At 60.6% G+C, this 18244-nt stretch carries 18 protein-coding genes; 16 read left to right on the top strand and 2 right to left on the bottom strand.

Annotated elements, in window-relative coordinates; genetic code table 11:
* The first annotated feature begins 24 nt into the window (after window positions 1-24).
* The gene (locus PMI11_RS01555; RefSeq protein ID WP_007812564.1) at window positions 25-792 is read left to right on the top strand and encodes a 5-oxoprolinase subunit PxpA; all 768 of its coding nucleotides are present in this window, start codon (window positions 25-27) and stop codon (window positions 790-792) included.
* 49 nt (window positions 793-841) lie between these two features.
* A complete protein-coding gene (locus PMI11_RS01550; protein WP_007812561.1) occupies window positions 842-2047 on the top strand; it encodes a pyridoxal phosphate-dependent aminotransferase in 1206 nt (401 codons plus the stop codon).
* Between the two features lie 41 nt (window positions 2048-2088).
* On the opposite strand, the gene nac is transcribed toward PMI11_RS01550, so the two are convergent.
* The gene (gene nac / locus PMI11_RS01545; protein ID WP_007812559.1) at window positions 2089-2994 is read right to left on the bottom strand and encodes a nitrogen assimilation transcriptional regulator NAC; all 906 of its coding nucleotides are present in this window, start codon (window positions 2992-2994) and stop codon (window positions 2089-2091) included.
* A 234-nt stretch (window positions 2995-3228) separates the two neighbouring features.
* Between nac and PMI11_RS01540 the strand changes: the two genes are divergently transcribed.
* The 13 genes from PMI11_RS01540 (at window position 3229) to PMI11_RS01480 (ending at window position 14061) form a co-directional block, all read left to right on the top strand.
* Complete coding sequence (locus PMI11_RS01540) at window positions 3229-4008, top strand: SDR family oxidoreductase (protein WP_007812557.1); 780 nt, start codon at window positions 3229-3231, stop codon at window positions 4006-4008.
* Window positions 4005-4712, top strand: a complete 708-nt coding sequence (locus PMI11_RS01535; protein ID WP_007812555.1) for an amino acid ABC transporter permease — start codon at window positions 4005-4007, stop codon at window positions 4710-4712. Before PMI11_RS01540 ends, PMI11_RS01535 begins: the two co-directional genes overlap by 4 nt.
* The gene (locus PMI11_RS01530) at window positions 4709-5467 is read left to right on the top strand and encodes an amino acid ABC transporter permease (protein ID WP_007812552.1); all 759 of its coding nucleotides are present in this window, start codon (window positions 4709-4711) and stop codon (window positions 5465-5467) included. Before PMI11_RS01535 ends, PMI11_RS01530 begins: the two co-directional genes overlap by 4 nt.
* Entirely contained in the window at window positions 5464-6228 is a 765-nt protein-coding gene (locus PMI11_RS01525; RefSeq protein ID WP_007812551.1) for an amino acid ABC transporter ATP-binding protein, read from the top strand. The genes PMI11_RS01530 and PMI11_RS01525 overlap by 4 nt, the downstream gene beginning before the upstream one ends.
* 31 nt (window positions 6229-6259) lie before the next feature.
* Window positions 6260-7096 (top strand): ABC transporter substrate-binding protein, encoded by an 837-nt coding sequence (locus PMI11_RS01520; protein ID WP_007812549.1) that lies wholly within the window; start codon window positions 6260-6262, stop codon window positions 7094-7096.
* Between the two features lie 88 nt (window positions 7097-7184).
* Entirely contained in the window at window positions 7185-7859 is a 675-nt protein-coding gene (locus PMI11_RS01515; protein WP_007812547.1) for a 4-carboxy-4-hydroxy-2-oxoadipate aldolase/oxaloacetate decarboxylase, read from the top strand.
* A 43-nt stretch (window positions 7860-7902) separates the two neighbouring features.
* Window positions 7903-8670, top strand: a complete 768-nt coding sequence (locus tag PMI11_RS01510) for an SDR family oxidoreductase (protein ID WP_007812544.1) — start codon at window positions 7903-7905, stop codon at window positions 8668-8670.
* Window positions 8639-9193 carry a gluconokinase gene (locus PMI11_RS01505; RefSeq protein WP_007812541.1) on the top strand — a complete coding sequence of 185 codons (555 nt, stop codon included), beginning with the start codon at window positions 8639-8641 and terminating at the stop codon, window positions 9191-9193. The genes PMI11_RS01510 and PMI11_RS01505 overlap by 32 nt, the downstream gene beginning before the upstream one ends.
* A gap of 20 nt (window positions 9194-9213) precedes the next feature.
* Window positions 9214-10161: a 2-hydroxyacid dehydrogenase gene (locus PMI11_RS01500; RefSeq protein WP_007812538.1), complete on the top strand. Its 948-nt coding sequence runs from the start codon at window positions 9214-9216 to the stop codon at window positions 10159-10161.
* 11 nt (window positions 10162-10172) lie between these two features.
* Window positions 10173-11204 carry an L-idonate 5-dehydrogenase gene (locus PMI11_RS01495; protein WP_007812536.1) on the top strand — a complete coding sequence of 344 codons (1032 nt, stop codon included), beginning with the start codon at window positions 10173-10175 and terminating at the stop codon, window positions 11202-11204.
* 425 nt (window positions 11205-11629) lie between these two features.
* Window positions 11630-12193 carry an isochorismatase family protein gene (locus PMI11_RS01490; RefSeq protein WP_007812534.1) on the top strand — a complete coding sequence of 188 codons (564 nt, stop codon included), beginning with the start codon at window positions 11630-11632 and terminating at the stop codon, window positions 12191-12193.
* The gene (locus tag PMI11_RS01485; protein ID WP_007812532.1) at window positions 12193-13194 is read left to right on the top strand and encodes a GlxA family transcriptional regulator; all 1002 of its coding nucleotides are present in this window, start codon (window positions 12193-12195) and stop codon (window positions 13192-13194) included. The genes PMI11_RS01490 and PMI11_RS01485 overlap by 1 nt, the downstream gene beginning before the upstream one ends.
* Before the next feature lie 534 nt (window positions 13195-13728).
* Window positions 13729-14061 carry a hypothetical protein gene (locus PMI11_RS01480; RefSeq protein WP_007812530.1) on the top strand — a complete coding sequence of 111 codons (333 nt, stop codon included), beginning with the start codon at window positions 13729-13731 and terminating at the stop codon, window positions 14059-14061.
* A 201-nt stretch (window positions 14062-14262) separates the two neighbouring features.
* Here PMI11_RS01480 and PMI11_RS01475 read toward each other — a convergent pair whose 3' ends face one another.
* The gene (locus PMI11_RS01475; protein WP_007812528.1) at window positions 14263-16638 is read right to left on the bottom strand and encodes a methyl-accepting chemotaxis protein; all 2376 of its coding nucleotides are present in this window, start codon (window positions 16636-16638) and stop codon (window positions 14263-14265) included.
* A gap of 480 nt (window positions 16639-17118) precedes the next feature.
* Here PMI11_RS01475 and PMI11_RS01470 point away from each other — a divergent pair, with 480 nt between their 5' ends.
* Window positions 17119-18141 (top strand): class I SAM-dependent methyltransferase, encoded by a 1023-nt coding sequence (locus PMI11_RS01470; protein ID WP_007812526.1) that lies wholly within the window; start codon window positions 17119-17121, stop codon window positions 18139-18141.
* Window positions 18142-18244: the final 103 nt, after the last annotated feature.

Raw genomic sequence — 18244 nt, 5'->3', positions numbered from 1 at the left:
GGGTGGGTTGAAATGGAGGACGCGATGAAGATCGATCTGAATTCCGACATGGGCGAAGGGTTTGGGCCCTATCGGCTTTGTGACGATGAAGCGATGATGAGGATCGTCTCGTCGGCCAATATCGCCTGCGGTTTCCATGGCGGAGATCCCGAGACGATGGGGCGCATGGTCCGTCTTGCAAAGGAAAACGGCGTCGGCATCGGCGCCCACCCGGGCCTGCCCGATCGCGCCGGCTTCGGCCGCCGCGAGATGTCGTTCCAGCCGGACGAGCTGCGCCAGCAACTGCTCTATCAACTCGGCGCGCTTTCGGCGATCGCCAGGGCGCAGGGCATGAGCGTTGCTCACTTCAGCTTCCATGCCGCGATGGGCAACATGGTCAACCGGGACCCGCAGCTGGCCGACCTGATGATGGACGCGATCGCAAAGGTGGACGACAGGTTGGTGATTTTCGTCACGCCCGGCAGCGAGATCGAGAAATCGGCCAAGCGGGCCAGGCTGAGGACGCTGGCGCTCTTCCTTGCCGACCGCGCCTATGATGCGGCCGGAAATCTCGTCGCCCGCGGCCTTGCCGGGGCGCTCGTCAAGGACGAGGTGTCGGTGCGCGCACGCGTACGCCGTTTTCTTCTCGAGGGCACCGTCGAGGCGATCGACGGCAGCGTCATCGCGACGCCGGCGCGGTCCATCCTGGTGCATAGCGACACCCCCGGCTCGCTCGAACTCGCAAGCCTGATCCGCAACGAAATCGAAGCCGTCGGCGCAGTGTTGGCACCCGCATCCGAACTTGCCTCGTGACGTCGCCCGCTGATCGTCGAATCCATCCTAAGAGCGAAAGATCTGTTCCATGTCATCCATAGCCGACCGTCTGAAGAACGTTTCCGTATCCGCATCAGCCGCAATGACCCAGCGTGCCCGTGAATTGTCCGCCAAGGGGATCAAGGTCGTCAGCCTGTCTTCGGGAGAGCCGGATTTTCCAACACCTGCCCATGCCATCGAGGCGGCCCATACCGCAGCACTTGCCGGCGATACGAAATATCCGCCGATGGACGGTACCGCGGCCCTGAAGGCGGCAATCGCCGGAAAGTTCAAGCGCGACAACAACCTCGACTATGACGCCAGCCAGATCGTCGTCTCGGGCGGTGGCAAGCAGGTGATCTTCAATGCGATGCTTGCGACCTGCAATCCCGGCGACGAGGTTGTCATCCCGACGCCGTCATGGGTGAGCTACGCCGACATCGTCAAGTTTGCGGGCGGCGTGCCTGTGGCCGTGCCTTGTTTCGAACAGGCCGGTTTCAAGCTGCGTGCGGAAGACCTCGAGGCCGCGATCACGCCACGCACGAAATGGCTGATCCTGAATTTTCCCAACAATCCGACGGGGGCTGCCTGCTCGCGCGCCGACATGGCGGCGATCGCCGAGGTGATGCTGCGCCATCCTCATGTCTGGATCCTGACCGACGATATCTACGAGCATCTGGTCTATGACGACTTCGAGTTCTGCACCATCGCCGAGGTAGAACCCAGACTTTACGACCGGGTGCTGACGATGAATGGCGTTTCGAAAGCCTATGCCATGACCGGCTGGCGACTGGGCTTCTGCGCCAGCGGCTCCAAGGCGCTGATCGGGGCCATCAGCAACGTCAACGGCCAGAATGGCGGCGGTATTTCGACGGTCGCCCAGGCCGCCGCGATCGCTGCGCTTAACGGCCCTCAGGAGCTGTTAAAGGAAAGGGCGGCGATCTATCGGGAAAGACGTGACTACGTCGTCGATGCCCTGTCGAAGATCGACGGTCTGCGCTGCCACAAGCCGGAAGGCGCCTTCTACGTATACCCGAACATGGCCTCCCTGATCGGCAAGACCACCAGGGGGGGCCGCAAGATCGAGGGTGACGTCGATTTTGTCATGGGGCTCGTCGACGAGCACCACGTCGCAACCGTCCAGGGCGCGGCCTACGGCATGAGCCCGTATTTCCGCATCTCCTATGCGACGAGCATGGAGATGCTGGGCGAAGGATGCGCGCGTATTGCCGAGTTCTGCGCCAACATGCGCTGACGGTTCAGATGCGCTCGAAAGGCCCGTCTCTGGCGGGCTTTTCAGACCTTCAGGCGTTCGGTTAGTTCGACGAGAATGCCCCGAACGGCAAGGGCGGGTTCCGACAGGGCATTCTGATCGGACGTGCAGAGCGACAGGGTCTCCTCGATGCGGGGAGAAACGAGCCGGCAGACGAGCGGCTCGCTTGCTTCCGCGACGATACGGTCGGCGATCGCTTTCGGCATGATCGTCGCCCCAAGGCCGCTTGCAACCGCACGCGCCAGCGTTCTGACGACCTCGACTTCAGCGACAACTTTCAGGTTGATCCGGCTACGGGTAAATGCCGTGTCTACGGCTCGGCGCACGAAGTTGTAGGCCGGCGGCAAGAGCAGTGGGATGCCGTCAAGCGCGCCGATCGGGATTGGCTTGGCATCCGCTTCTATGGCGAAGTCCTGGGGCGCGACGAGGTAGAATTCCTCACTCAGGATCGGGTCGAAACGGACGCCCTTGATCGGACCGACACCATGGATCAGTGCCATTTCCAGCCGGCCGTTCATGATCAACTGGCTATAGGTCTGGCCGACGCTTTCGGTCAGATGCAGGAGAATGCCGGGATGGCGCTTCCTGGTTTCGGACAAGAGATCGACCGACAACATCGCCGCGCTGCTGAAGGGGACAAGGCCGACCGAGACACGCCCCGCAAGCGAATTGCCGGCGGCGGCCGCATCGGCCTGGGCCTGTTCCATCTGCCTGAGGATGATCTGGGCATGTCGATACACAGCGTGTCCGGCATCCGTCATGCTGACGCCCTGCTGGCTGCGGATCAGCAGTTTCTGGCCGAAATGGTCCTCCAGCGCCGCAAGCTGCTGGCTGAGCGCCGGCTGGGCGAGATGCAGAATGTCGGCTGCACGCGTGATGCTGCCGCTGTCGACGATGACGATGAAGGACTTGAGGCGTCTTATATCCATTTGCGACGGTGCGTTACGGGCTTTGCGATGCATGTTTACAGAGCTGCCGCGCTTTTGCAACGCGCCCGCCCGCCGGCTTCGTCAGGCCACAACGATCGCGCGGAGCCCTGCGCGAGAGGGGGGGTCGACGCCTGAGCCGCATCCATAAGAGTTGCTTATTACTCCAGACATAATCGGTCTTAGGCAAGGGTTCAAAGCTCCGCTAAGGTCCAAGCCAACAATAAGGGAACGCAGATGCCATTCGCAGATTACAAGACAGCATTGGTGACCGGCGCCTCTTCCGGTATCGGTGCAGCGATCGTGGAGCGGTTCGCCCGCGAAAACATCGAGGTGCACGCGGTCGCCCGCAGTGGCGACGCCTTGGCAGCACTTGCTGCCCGCACAGGCTGCATCGCCCACGCCATCGACGTGACCGATCGCCAGGCGATTGCCGACCTTGCCGGCCGCGTTGAGTTTGACATTCTCGTCAACAATGCGGGCGTCGACCGGCCGAAGAAATTCCTCGAAGCCGACGAAGGCGACATCGATCTTCTCGTCGACGTCAACCTGCGTGCCGTCCTGCACATCTGCCGTCTCGTGGTGCCCGGCATGGTGGCACGAGACCGCGGCCATGTCATCAATATCTCGTCGATCGCTGGCGCCTACAATTTCGGCGGCAACTCGTCCTACCATGCCACCAAGGCCGGGGTGAGCATGCTGTCCAACCAGCTGCGCATCGATGCCTTCGGCAAGCGGGTGCGGGTCACCGAAATCTGCCCCGGCCGTGTCGCCACCGACATTTTCAACCACGTCCACGGCAATGACCCCAGCGTTCGGGAACGGTTCATCGACGGTTTCGAATTACCGCAGGCGAGCGATATCGCCGACGCGATCGCCTTCGCAATTTCAGCCCCCGTCGCCGTCAACATCGGGCATATGGAAATCACGCCGACCCTGCAGGTCATGGGCGGTCTGCAAACGGCTAAGCCGCAGCCCGCGGCGAAGACGGATCGGTCCGGGGAGCCAAAACCGTGAGCGGTTTCGACCTTTCGGCAATCCTTGGAAATCCGGAATATGCCGCCATGCTGCTGCATGGTATCGAGATGACCTTCATCATCTATGCCGGTTCCTGGTCGCTGGCGATGACGCTTGCGCTTCTGCTGCTGGGCCTGCGCCTGTCACCCTTCCGCTTCGGCGATCCGTTGGTCGCCGCTTACGTTTCCTATCACCGGAACGTCCCCACCCTGGTGCAGCTCATGCTCTGGTATTTCGGGATCTTCACGCTGATGCCGAGCGGCATCGCGACATGGCTTGCAAGCCATAATGCGGAGGCCATCTTCGCGGTGGTCGGGCTGGGGCTCTGCCAGGCGGCCTATTTCAGCGAAGATCTTCGTTCGGGCGTGCGCTCGGTCGGTGACGGCCAGATGCAGGCGGCCCGTGCGCTCGGCCACGGTTACGTCTCGGCGATGCGTTTCGTCATCATGCCGCAGGGCGTGCGCAATGCGCTGCCGCCGCTCATCAATCACAGCGTCTCCCTGTTCAAGAACAGCAGTCTCGCGGTCGTCATCGGCGCGTCGGAATTGACGCACGCCGTCAAGGAAATCGAAAATCTCAGCTTCCGGACCTTCGAGATCTACCTGATCGGCACGGTTCTCTACCTTTTCTTCTCGCTCGTGATCATGAGCATCGGCGCCTATCTGTCGATGCGCGCAGATCCTGCCAGGAGTGCCCGCGCATGATCCAGGACATGATCGCCATCATCCGCGACTACTGGCTGCTGCTCTTGATCGGCCAATATCCGAACGGGCCGCTCGGCGGTCTCGCCAATACCCTGATCCTCTCCGCGCTCAGCATCGCTCTCGCCTTTCCGGTGAGCATCCTGTTCGCAGTGGCGCGGCTCTCCAAATCGCGGCTGCTGCGCTGGCCGGTCACCGCGCTTGTCTATTTCACCCGGGGCGTACCGCTCCTGATGCTCATCCTGTGGAGCTATTTCCTCGTGCCGCTCATGACCGGCGCCGATGTGCCGAGCTTCGTGACGATGCTGACGACGCTCGTGGTCTATCAGAGTGCCTTTCTCAGCGAAGTAGTCCGCGCCGGCATCGTCGCGCTCGGACCCGGCCAGATGGATGCCGCGCGTGCGCTGGGCCACAGCTATATGGGCGCGATGCGCTACATCATCCTGCCGCAGGCGCTCTACAACATGATCCCGAGCATCATTTCCACCTTCGTCTCGACGATCAAAGACACGACACTCGGCTATGTGATCAACGTGCCGGACCTGACCTTTGCCGCAAGCCAGGTCAACAACCAGCTCCTGACGCAGCCCTTCCAGGTCTTCCTCATCCTGGCGATCGTCTACTTCATCATCTGCTGGACGCTCACCTACTTCGCAAATCGCCTCGAGCGACGCATCACGCGGCGACGTGCGGGACTTCTCAACGTTCCCACGGCCTCCCTGGTCGCGCCGTCGAAAATCGTATCGGAGCAGCTATGACCATGTCAGTTTCCGCGCAGGAATCGCAGACAATCCGGCTTTCGCAGGTCTGCAAGAGCTACGGCGACTATCCCGTCCTGAAGGACATCGATGCGCAGGTCGCACGCGGCGAGGTGGTCGTCATCTGCGGCCCGTCGGGCTCGGGAAAATCGACGCTGATCCGCACGATCAATCGCCTGGAAGAGATCAACAGCGGATCGATCACGCTCGAGGGGCAAAACATCCACGCGTCGATGCGGGCGAAGGAGCTCAACGCGATGCGCAGCCGGATCGGCTTCGTATTCCAGAACTTCAACCTGTTTCCGCATCTATCGGTGGCTGAAAACGTCTCGATGTCGCCGATCCGGGTAAAAGGCGTGGCGCCCGATGTCGCACACGAAAAGGCGCTCAAGCTTCTCGACCGCGTCGGCCTCGCCGACAAGGCACGGGCCTATCCCGGCCAGCTTTCGGGCGGCCAGCAGCAGCGTGTGGCGATAGCCCGTGCGCTTGCCATGGAGCCGCCGGTGATGCTGTTCGACGAACCGACCAGCGCGCTCGATCCCGAAATGGTCGGCGAGGTGCTCGCCGTGATGAAGAGCCTGGCGTCGGAAGGCATGACCATGCTCTGCGTCACCCACGAAATGGGCTTCGCGCGCGAGGTCGCGGATCGGATCTGGTTCATCGATGCCGGCCAGATCATCGAAATGGCGACACCCGAAGACTTTTTCAGCAATCCGGCCCATCCCCGGGCTCAGCGCTTCCTCGCTGATCTCAGGCATTGATACCAACCATCAAAAACAAAGGAGAACAGCAATGAACTGGAAATGCCTAAGCCTCACCGTCGCATTCGCCGGATTGGCCGCCGCCGTACCCGCGAAAGCCGATCAGCTCGACAACATCATGTCGGCGAAGACCCTACGCTGCGCGACTTTCGCCGACGTTCCTCCCTTCGCTTCGCCCGATCCGAAGACGCGCGAAATGGCTGGTTTCGACGTCGATCTCTGCGGCGCCATCGCCAAGGAATTGGGCGTCAAGGCGGAAATCAAGCCGGTGTCGGTCGAAGCCCGCGTGCCCGAGGTCAAGCTCGGCCGTGTCGACATCACCGTTGCCAACCTGGCCTATACGCTGAGCCGCGCCGAACAGATCCAGTTCAGCGACCCCTATTATCTCGCCAAGGAAATGCTGATCGTGCCGGCGGACGATGCCGGCAAGACGAAGGCCGATTATGCAGGCCAGCGCATCGCTTCGACGAAGGGTTCGACCTCGGAAATGTCGATCAAGCTCAACAAATCCGATCCGCTGACCTTCCAGGACACCGCCTCTGCCTATCTCGCCGTTCAGCAGGGCAAGGCGCGTGGCATGGTGGCGAACACCATGACGACGACCAAATTCGTCAATGAATCGAAGAGCAAGGGCAAGGAAATGCGGATGATCGAGGAGCCGATGCTCTACCAGCCGATCGGCATCGGCATGGCCAAGGATCAGCCGGCGCTGACCGCCAAGATCAACGAGATCCTGCACAAGCTCGACGAGTCCGGCGAGATCAACAAGATCTGGGACAAGTGGCTCGGCCTGAACACCGAGTACAAGATGACCCGCACCGACAAGGTCGTGCCGCTCGCGCAGCTGAAGTTTGACCCGATCCCGTAGACCAACCGGTCTCGGAACCTCCCGATGACAATTCAACGAGAAAAGACGGCGGGATATGCCCGCCGTCTGCCAACGATGTGAGGCATCCATGATCCACATAAAAGATATCGCTGAACGGCCCAGCAAAGCTGACATCGAGGCCGTTTCGAAATTTTCGCCCGCGACCATCCACGAAGCCCAGGGGCGCCGCGGCGCACTCTCGTCCCGCCTCAAGCCCGTGGACTACCGCATGAAATTGTGCGGTCCGGCATTTACGGTGAAATGCGCGCCGCGCGACAACATCATGCTGCAGCTCGCCATCAACTACGCAAAGCCGGGCGACATCATCGTCGTTTCGGCCGGCGAATACGAAGAAGCCGGCTCCTTCGGCGACGTCCTTGCCAATGCCTGCCTTGCAAAGGGCATCGGAGGTCTCGTGACCGACACCGGCGTGCGCGACACGCTTCAGCTGAGGGAACTTGGTTTCCCCGTCTTCTCGCTCAGCGTCTGCATCAAGGGGACCGTTAAAGAAACCATTGCGGCGGTGAACGACCCGATCATCGTCGGCGGCGAAATCATCAATCCCGGCGACATCATTGTCGGCGATGCCGATGGACTAGTGGTCGTGCGTAGGCAGGAAGCGCAGGAAGCCGCCAGGCTTTCGCAGGCCCGCGAGGACGCCGAAGCCGGCTACATCGCGGCCTACAAGCAGGGTAAGTCGGTCATCGAGGTCAGCAAGCTGGAGCCGGTCCTGAAGGCGAAGGGTCTGGTCGTCGACATCTGACGCGCCGGTCCAGCATTGCCGCATACGCGGTCGGAGACAGTCCATGAGCTTTCCATTATTCGACCTTTCCGGACGGCGAGCGCTCGTCACCGGCTCGTCGCAAGGCATCGGCCTTGCGCTCGCCAGAGGCCTTGCCGATCACGGCGCCGACATCGTCCTCAACGGTCGGGACCGGACAAAACTTGACGCTGCCATACGCAGCGTAAAAGAGGCTGGCGCCACTGTGTCGGCTTGCGACTTCGATGTGACCGATGCCGAGGCGGTACGCCTTGGCGTCGACCGCATCGAGGACGAAATCGGCCCGATCGACATCCTCATCAACAATGCCGGCATGCAGTTCCGCACGCCGCTCGAGGACTTTCCCGTCGAGAAGTGGGACCAGCTTCTGCGCACCAATATTTCCAGCGTGTTTCATGTCGGTCGGGCGGTCGCCCGCCACATGATAAAGCGCAAAAGAGGCAAGATCATCAACATCGCCTCCGTTCAGAGCGAGCTCGCCCGTCCCGGGATCGCGCCCTACACGGCGACGAAGGGCGCTGTGAAGAATTTGACGCGCGGCATGTGCGCCGACTGGGCGAGATATGGTCTCCAGATCAACGCCGTAGCGCCCGGCTATTTCAAGACGCCGCTCAATCAGGCGCTCGTCGACAGTGAGGAGTTTTCGTCCTGGCTTGAAAAGCGCACGCCCGCCGCCCGTTGGGGCAATGTCGAGGAATTGGTCGGCGCGGCTGTCTTTCTTGCCGGCAAGGCTTCCTCCTTTGTAAATGGACACACGCTTTATGTCGACGGCGGCATCACCACTTGCCTTTAACGCCAGCTCGCATCTCGGCCCCATCGTGGTGATGGGCGTATCGGGATGCGGCAAGACGTCGGTGGGAAAGCTTCTTGCATCCCATCTCGGCTACCGCTTCGTCGAAGGCGATAGCCGTCATCCGGCGAGCAATATCGAGAAAATGACGGCGGGCGTGGCTCTCGACGACGAGGATCGCTGGCCATGGCTACAGACCCTCGGCGACGAACTTGCTGCGGTCGAAGAGACGGTGATCTCCTGTTCGGCACTGAAGCGGTCCTATCGAACCCTCCTGCGGGCGAGGGCAGGCCGACCTCTTTCGTTCATCTTCCTGCAGGGCGATCGCTCGACGCTAGCCGCACGGCTGAGTGGTCGCAAGGGTCACTACATGCCGCTTGCACTCCTCGACAGCCAGCTAACCACCCTGGAGTTGCCTCTCGGCGAGCGCGACGTCGTAACGATCGAAATCGACCAGCCGCTTGCACGGATGGTCTCGGTTGCACTGGCAAGCGTCGCATCGCTTGCCAACCGCCGGCACGAATAATCAAGATAGTGGAGGAAACCATGACAAAACCTGAAATCCTTCTGGTCGGACCCTATCCGGAATGGGACTTGGTCGAACTCGAGCGGGATTATACAGTCCACAAACTCTACGAGGCCGAGGACAAGGAGAAGTTCCTTGCCGACCACGGTGCCGGTATCCGCGCCGTCGCAACACGCGGCGAACTCGGTGCGTCGGCGGCGATGATCGAAAAGCTGCCCGGGCTTGAAATCGTCTCGGTCTATGGGGTCGGCTATGATGCCGTCGACCTTGGTGCATGCCGGACAAGAGGCGTGCGCGTCACCAATACGCCCGACGTCCTGACCAACGATGTGGCCGATCTCGGCATTGCGATGATGCTTGTCCAGTCGCGGGGCATGATTGGCGCCGAGACCTGGGTCAGGGGCGGCAGCTGGGAAAACCGTGGGCTCTATCCGCTGAAGAGACGAGTCTGGGGTCGCAGCGCCGGTGTTCTCGGGCTCGGCCGGATCGGATTCGAGGTCGCCAAGCGTCTTCGCGGGTTTGACATGGACATTGCCTATTCAGACGTGAGTGAGAAGCCCTATGCCGCGGGCATGGCCTTTGTCGCCGATTCTGTCGCACTTGCGGCGCGTTCCGACTTCCTGTTCGTGACGCTTGCCGCATCGCAGGCGACCCGCCACATCGTTTCGAAGGATGTCATCGAAGCGCTCGGTCCCGACGGTATGCTCATCAATATCTCGCGTGCCTCCAATATCGATGAAGCCGCGTTGCTCGATGCACTTGAAAGTGGTGCACTGGGATCGGCGGCGCTCGATGTTTTCGAAGGCGAGCCGAAGCTCAATGTGCGTTTCCTGGGGCTCGACAACGTACTCCTCCAGCCCCATCACGCCTCCGGGACGATAGAAACCCGAAAGGCGATGGGCAGGCTGGTGCGAGACAATCTCGCCGCCCACTTCGCCGGCGCCACACCTCCAACCCCCGTCATTTGAGGACCACATCAATGAGAGCTCTCGTCATTCACGCTGCCAAGGATCTTCGCATAGAGGAGCGGCCTGTCGAGGCACCGGGGCGCGGTCAGGTCGAAGTGGCGATCGAGGCAGGAGGGATCTGTGGTTCCGATCTGCATTACTACAATCACGGCGGTTTCGGGACGGTGCGCCTTCGCGAGCCGATGATCCTCGGGCATGAGGTGGCCGGGGTCGTCAAGGCACTTGGCGGCGGTGTCTCGGATCTCGCGGTGGGGGATCGTGTCGCCGTCACGCCAAGCCGGCCATGCAATGCCTGCGACTATTGCCTGAAGGGCCAGCAGAACCATTGCCTTAACATGCGCTTTTACGGCAGCGCCATGCCGATGCCGCACATCCAGGGCGCATTTCGCGAGCGCTTGATTGCAGAGGCGTGGCAGTGCCACAAGATCGCCGAAAGCGTGTCGATCGGCGAAGCCGCCATGGCCGAGCCTTTTGCAGTGACGCTGCACGCCGTCAACCGCGCAGGCTCGCTGACGGGCAAACGTGTGCTGGTGACGGGCTGCGGTCCGATCGGTGCGCTCGCAATCATTGCTGCAAGGGCACACGGCGCCCGCGAGATCGTCGCAACAGATGTTATGGATACGGTCTTGAACAAGGCTCAGGAAGTGGGGGCCGATCGCGTCATCAACGTCGCGGAAAGTCCTGAGAAGCTGTCGGCATACGCTGAAAACAAGGGCTACTTTGACGTCCAATTCGAAGCGTCTGGAAACGAACGCGCAGTCCGTGCGGGGCTTGAAGTTCTCCGGCCCCGCTCGATCCTCGTCCAGCTCGGCCTTGGCGGAGATGTTTCGATCCCGCAGAACACGGTGGTCGCCAAGGAGATCGAGATGAAGGGAACCTTCCGCTTTCACGAGGAATTCGCTCTTGCCATCGACCTCATCAACAAAGGTCGCGTCGATCTCAAGCCCCTGTTGACTGAGACCTATCCATTGGACGATGCCATCCGCGCCTTTGAGGTGGCCGGCGACCGAAATCGGTCGATGAAGGTCCAACTCGCCTTCTGACCGATAGCGCGCCGTCAGTCGTGTTGATGGCGCTTCGCGATCAATGTGCCTTCACACACTGGCGCGCTTGTACCCGGCACGACCCTGTCGTCATCGCGCTCCGAAGCTGGTTGATTGCCTGGCACGGATCGCTGCAGCACGAGGTGATACATGGGCAGCCGACGCGAAATCTGCGCATCAAGGACAGAACGATCCGCGGCATCCGTATCTTCCGACGGACGCTTCCGCATCGGATGCCGGTCATGTCGGGACGCCCGATGATGTGATTGCGCAGCAAATCTGTGTGAGTGCCATTCGACGAATGGGAACCTCCGGTGTTCGGTCTTCGTGTTGGCGTGATCTGTCCGCTATCTGTCCGCAATCGGCATTTCGCAGTATGGTGTTGTCGGTAGGCTGTCTTCACGCTCATCCTTGGAGATAATCACATGTCTGCAGATACCGCACTCCTCGTCATCGATGCCCAGGAATCCTTCCGTCATCGACCCTATTTTCGCGAAGATGAGATCGGGACTTACATCGCGTCTCAGCAGGCGCTGATCGATGGCGCGAAAAGGGCCGGTCTTCCGGTCGTCCAGATATTTCACGTCGAGGAGTCAGGCGTTTTCTCTGAAGGCTCGGGTTTCGTCCGACCGCTGACACCGCTTCAGATCGAGGCGGATGCGGTGTTTCGCAAGCGTCGCCACAGCGCGCTCGTTGGCAGCGGCCTGGACGTCTGGCTGACTGAAAACCACATCCGGCGCGTTATCATCTCCGGCATTCGCACAGAGCAGTGCTGTGAGACGACGACCAGGCACGCCTCCGACCTCGGTTATGAGGTCGACTATGTCGGCGAGGCGACACTGACCTTTCCAATGACCGATACATCCGGCCGCGAGTGGAGTGCCGCCGAGATCAGGGCGCGCACGGAATTGGTTCTTGCCGATCGTTTTGCTCGTATCGTTACAGTGGAGCAGGTGCTCAACGGGCTTGCAGCACGGGCGGCCGCATAATGGGGGAAGGCCCCCGGCGCATCATCCCGGTTTTCGTGGTCGTGCCGCCGCGGGCGCTCCTGCTCGATATCGCAGGTCCGATGGAAGTCTTGCGCAGAGCCAATCTCGAACAGGAATCGATAAGGTTCGTGCCGACCTACATCGGGCCTGCCGCTGAGGTGCGAAGTTCGACCGGTCTCGACCTTGCCAGGATTTCCCCGCATCCAGCGCGCCTGCCCGATGACGCACTTCTCGTTGTTTCCGGTGCGGTGGATGAACCGCTCGCCGGAGCGGTTGAGGCTGCGCCGGGAGACGCGGCTCTCGAAGCGGAAATCGTTGAATGGCTGAGGGGGATCGTTCGTCCTGGTATCCGGCTTGCGACGATCTGTTCCGGTGCCTTGCTTGCGGCGCGCGCGGGACTGCTCGAGGGACACGAATGCACCACCCACCATTCCATGCTGCAGGATCTCGTCCGACTTGCTCCGACCGCTCGCGTCCGCGAAAACCGGCTCTATGTCGAGGACGGCGAGCGCTTGACCAGTGCAGGCGTCACTGCAGGGATCGATCTCATGCTTGCCGTTGTCGCAAAAGAGGTCGGCCACGCCGTGTCGCTTGCCGTGGCACGCACTCTGGTCATCTACCTGCGACGGGCCGGCGGTGATCCTCAGCTATCGCCGTGGCTGGAAGGGCGAAACCACCTCCATCCGGCGATCCACAGAGCTCAGGATACCGTCGGTGCCGATCCGTCGCAGAACTGGTCCGTCGAGGCGCTTGCCAAGATCGCTGCGACGAGCCCGCGCAATCTGTCACGGCTTTTCAACGAGCACACCGGCATGAGCGTGACTGACTATGTAAACCGCATGCGAATTGCGCTCGCACGAGAACTCATCACCGGTTCAAGACTCGATATGGAAAACGTCGCCGAACGCATCGGCTTTTCGTCAGCTCGCCAGTTTCGGCGGGCCTGGAGACGAGTTCACGACACACCACCGGGCCACGTCCGAGCGCCCGCAAGGGGCTGAAAGCTCGATCAAATCCCACGATCCAGAGACAGAATTCGAAATTGTGCTGAGAAAACGCGTCGCAAGAGCGCGCAAACAACGGCTGTATAGCAATGGGATGTGTGCCGGATGGACAAAAAAAGAGGCCACGGGCGTAAAGCCGGGCCTCGAGGTGTGAAGGTCAAGAACCTCCAGAGGGGGAACAGCCGACGTAGCGGGTCGGGAGGAATGAACCGCCGAAGATCGCCGACTGTCGAGATGATGACCGAAGGTCGTTGCTGATGCGAAGTATAAGGCACTCAAATCGAGGCGCTCCTTGATAAATTCTACCGCCGGCGGTCTCAGAACGACCCGCAATCAGCCGATGGATGTTGAAAGACGATGTCGGCAAGAGCCTGCTGCTGCGCATCGAGAACGTCATTCACGCTTTCGATGCGAGGCTCGAGAGAAGCGTCCGACTAGGCCCGAACAGCCGATCCGCAAGTGGAATCCAATGCTGGCGATCCTCGGCCGACAGCTGTATGCAGCTTGCGGAAAGAGGAACGAAGGTCACCTATGAGAATAGAATTTCTGCTTTGGTTCGCCGGCGCAATGGCAACATTCCTCGGCGCGGCGACCGCTTCACGCACCTATATCGCGACCAACAGCATTCTTGTGCTGGTACTGTCACTCGCGCTCTATTGTGTGGGTAATCTGATCATGGTGCGGCTGATGAGAGAGGGTGGAATGGGGCTCGCCATATCGGTTTCCGCCGTTACTCAGCTGCTGCTTATCAACGTGATTGCATATTTTGTCTTTGACGAGCGGCTCGCTCCCTCACAGATGGTCGGTGCGGGACTGGGCTTGATCGCAATGATGCTATTGTTATTCCCGATTGGGCAAAGATAGCGGAACCCAAGCGGGAGGCTCTGTAAAGAGCCTTCGATATAGGGTCCGGAACAACAGCGTCTGCGAAGACTGCATCAGATGATGTATTCCGGCTCCGCCAGAGCTTGATCCACGGTGATGCGATGAAGGCTTGAATGGCCGCTCAAACGCGGCCAACATCACATTGCCAAATTGGCGCCGTCCAGACATGACGCACTGCGTCTAGAACTCTTCCCAGTTGCCCTCGGTCGTCACCTGTGCGGGCGACGTGCCAAACGCGACTGCGAGCTTCCCACCGAGTGTGCGGGCCGGCGAAGCCGCGGGCTTATAGTCGGTGATCGGGGCGGGAACTGTTCTATGCGCAACAAGCGTCGCGACCGGGCGCGCCGACGGCCTGATAGTCGCACGAGCGGCAGAAGCCGCCTTTGCCTGCTGGCCGAGATTGAACTGGGCCAGACGCTCTGAGAGAGCAGATACCTCCGTCACCAGCGTATGCGAGGCTGCGTTTGATTCCTCGACCATTGCGGCATTCTTCTGGGTCGACTGGTCCATCTGGTTGACTGCCGTGTTGATCTCCATGAGACCCGTCGACTGCTCTCGGGCGGCCTGGACAACTGCCTGGACATTGATGTCGATCTGCTGCACTTCGGCGACAATCGCCTGCAGTGCTTTGCCGGTCTGGCCGACCAGGCTGACGCCACGCTTGACCTGGTCGCCGGACGTGGTGATCAACGTCTCGATCTCCTTGGCGGCCGCCGCCGAGCGCTGCGCGAGTTCACGCACTTCCTGTGCGACGACGGCGAAACCCTTGCCTGCTTCCCCAGCACGCGCCGCTTCAACGCCGGCATTGAGGGCCAGCAGGTTCGTCTGGAAGGCGATGTCGTCGATCACGCCGATAATGTTGGAGATCGACTGCGAGGATTGCTCGATGCCTCTCATGGCTTCAACTGCACTGCGCACGACCTCCCCGGATTTTTCCGCACCTTCCTTAGTCCGACCAACGAGAGCCCCCGCCTCCTCGGCGCGGAGGGTGGAGTCCTTGACAGAAGTCGTGATCTGCTCGAGCGCGGCGGCGGTCTCCTCGACGGAAGCCGCCTGCTGCTCTGTGCGGCGCGCGAGATCATCGGCGCCCGAGCGGATTTCCTCGGAACCGGCCTGGATGACGGCAGCGTTTTCGGAGAAGGAAATCAGGGCTGCCTGGAGCTTTTCCACAGATGCGTTGAAATCGATGCGGATCTCGTCGAGGGAGTCAGTGAACGGCTTTTCAAGCCGGACGGTCATGTCTCCATTCGAAAGGCTGGCTAGTCCGTTCCCGAGTTCGCTCACCGCGAACTTGATCGAATCCTCACGGGCGGCATGGAGGACGGAACGTTCCTGCCGTTCGACTTCCTCGCGAGCTCGTGACGTTTCCGCGTCGACTTCGAGCCTGATCTTCTGACGATTGCTTTCCAGCAGGATGCCGAGGGAGCGCGAGAGGTCGCCGATCTCGTCCTTCGCATTCTTGTCGCTCAGTTGCACGTCGAGTTGGCCATGGGCGATACGATCGGTCTCGGCGATCACGCCCTCTATGCGGCGGATGAATCTGCGGGCAATGAGCCAGCCTGCGAGACCGAGCAGGAAAGCGGCGACGGCCGTGATCGCAACTGCACTCCAGACCATGTTATTGAGTTGGGCGAAGACTGTGGATTTGGGCACCGAGACGACCGCATACCAGTTCAGGTCATTCGTGAGCTTTACCGGATAGGCAACCGAGAAATAGGTCTGGCCGTCGGGGCCTGCGATCTCCTGTTCGACACCGGGCTTTGCGATCAACTGATCCCAACCGGCGGTCAGATCGCCGCCATCCTTGATATTCGTGCCTGCGAGTTTGGCGGAGGGATGGCTGATGATGCTGCCGGCGCCCGTCACGAGACTGAGATAGCCGGTCTCCATCGGGTGGACTGCAGAGATCGCCTTGTTCGCATCGTCGAGCGAAATGTCCATACCGGCCACGCCGAGCGCCTTGCCTCCGACCATGATCGGCTTGGCGACCGAGGTCATCAGCACGTCCTTACCGTCGACGGCGTAAACATAGGGTTCGATGACGACGGTCTTTTTCTGAACAAAGGGAAGCTGGTAGTAGTCGCCGGCGCCCGACACGGTATAATCGACCAGCGGCGTGTGCTGAATCTTGTCGCCACTGCGTACCCAGTAGGGCACATAGCGTCCCGTAGCGTCGTGGCCTTCCTTGTCGACGAAATCCTTGTCCTTGCCGTCGAAGGCATTCGGTTCCCAGCCGGTCCAAACGCCAAGCGCCATCGGATTGTCCTGCAGCGTGTTCCTGAGCAGGGCGTCGGCGGACGCGCGGTCCGAGTTTCCACCTTCCTTCATCGTCGATAGCGACGTTTCCAGCCCGTTGACGATGTTGAGTGCTACGCTCATGGATTTCTCAACGTTGAGCGCGTTAGTGGCAGCGATCTGAAGCATCTGATCGAGGTTCGATTTGCGCATATCGTTGTAGGCGATATAAGAAAGAACGCCTGATGCTGCGATGGTGGCGATGACGCCGCATGCTGCCACGGAAAAAATATTGCGTCCGGTAGCCGATTTGAACTGCATGCGCTTACCTCCTCGAGCAGGCATGTGAGATCGCACCCCGGTCTATTCCGTCTCGGCTCCTCTGACCGAGAACTGATTTCGGGACGCTCCTCAACGTTACGAAAATCGTTTGCGAAATAAGGAGTATGCGAAGAGGCTTAATTTAGGGTGTATTGTTCGGCATTTGCTAATGAAACGGCAGCCGTTCACCGGGTGATTTGTGACAATCTGACGACAAGATAGCGTCACCCTTCACTTGCGCCCGGCACAGAACGGGACCGATTTTTGCGGCATTCCACAAGGCTATTTCGCCCGAAGCAAGCATGGCGGCAGTTCGGCGAGGGCGAGCATCTCGAATGGCGTCGACGGCTGCCGGCAGGACAGCTCGGCGCGATCACCCGATAGGGTTAGCGGGTGCGTATTGTAGAATATACGGATATACGCATAATTTCTGCAGCTGGCGCTGCTAGGCAAGATCGGTCGAGGGCTTTTGGGGATCCCATGGAAACAATTGTTGACGACGCCCATGCTGGCGCAGTGTCGCCCGAACTCGTGATCGATGCGCTGTTTGCATGCCGAAAGACAGCAGCGATCAGGGCGGCCATCGAGCTCGATCTCTTTACTCATATCGGCGAGGGCAAAACGGCAGCATTGCTGGCGTCGGCGGCAAGCGCCTCGGAGCGTGGGGTGCGCATCCTGTGCGACTACCTCGTGGTGCATGGTTTCCTGACGAAGGAGAGCGGACAGTACCGTATGACGCCCTCGACCAGAATGTTCCTCGATCGCAATTCGCCGGCCTATATGGGCTCCGCCGTTGAGTTCGTCGCCGCTCCCGAAGTACTGGATAATTTTCTGCGTGATCCGGCCGCTGTCGTGCGAAACGGCGGTTCGACCGGGCTTGCGAACATGTCGACGGACAACCCGGTCTGGGTGAAGTTTGCGCGCGGCATGGGCTCCTTTACGGGGCTCAGCGCCAAAATACTGGCTGGTGAAATCTCTGGCTGGCCGAGGCCTCCCAAAAAGGTTTTGGACATCGCTGCAGGTCCAGGCGTTTTCGGGATCGAAATTGCGAAGGCCATTCCATCGGCGGAGATCGTCGCCGTCGATTGGGCCGCCGTATTGCAACTGTCGCGGCAGAACGCGGAACAAGCCGGCGTGGCTGACAGGTACCGGACAATCGCCGGCAGTGCCTTCGATGTGGAGTGGGGTACGGGCTATGATCTCGTGCTGCTTCCGAATTTTCTGCACCACTTCGATTTGCCGACATGCGCCCAACTGTTACGAAGGATCATCGCGAGCCTTGCGGAGGATGGTCGGATCGTCGCTGTCGATTTCGTGCCGAACGAAGATGGCGTGTCGCCGCCTTTTCCCGCGGCCTTCTCCTGGGAGATGCTCGCCGGCACGCCGGCAGGTCAGGCATATACGCAAAGTGAGCTGACTGAGATGGCAAGACTGGCCGGCCTTGCCGGCGTCATGGTCAAACCGATGCCGCCAACTCCGGCAAGCCTCATTCTCTTTGAATAACCGGCGACCTTCGTCTGGCGCACACTGATCGAATCGCTCAGACAATCAAGTGAACTCTCGGCTATCGTCCTGCAGCGTGGCGGAAACAGTAGATTTCGGAACC

It is taken from the genome of Rhizobium sp. CF142 (assembly GCF_000281145.1).
Lineage (GTDB): Bacteria > Pseudomonadota > Alphaproteobacteria > Rhizobiales > Rhizobiaceae > Rhizobium.
The sequence above is the reverse complement of the archived record's forward strand: the minus strand, read 5'-3'. Positions and strand labels throughout refer to the sequence as shown.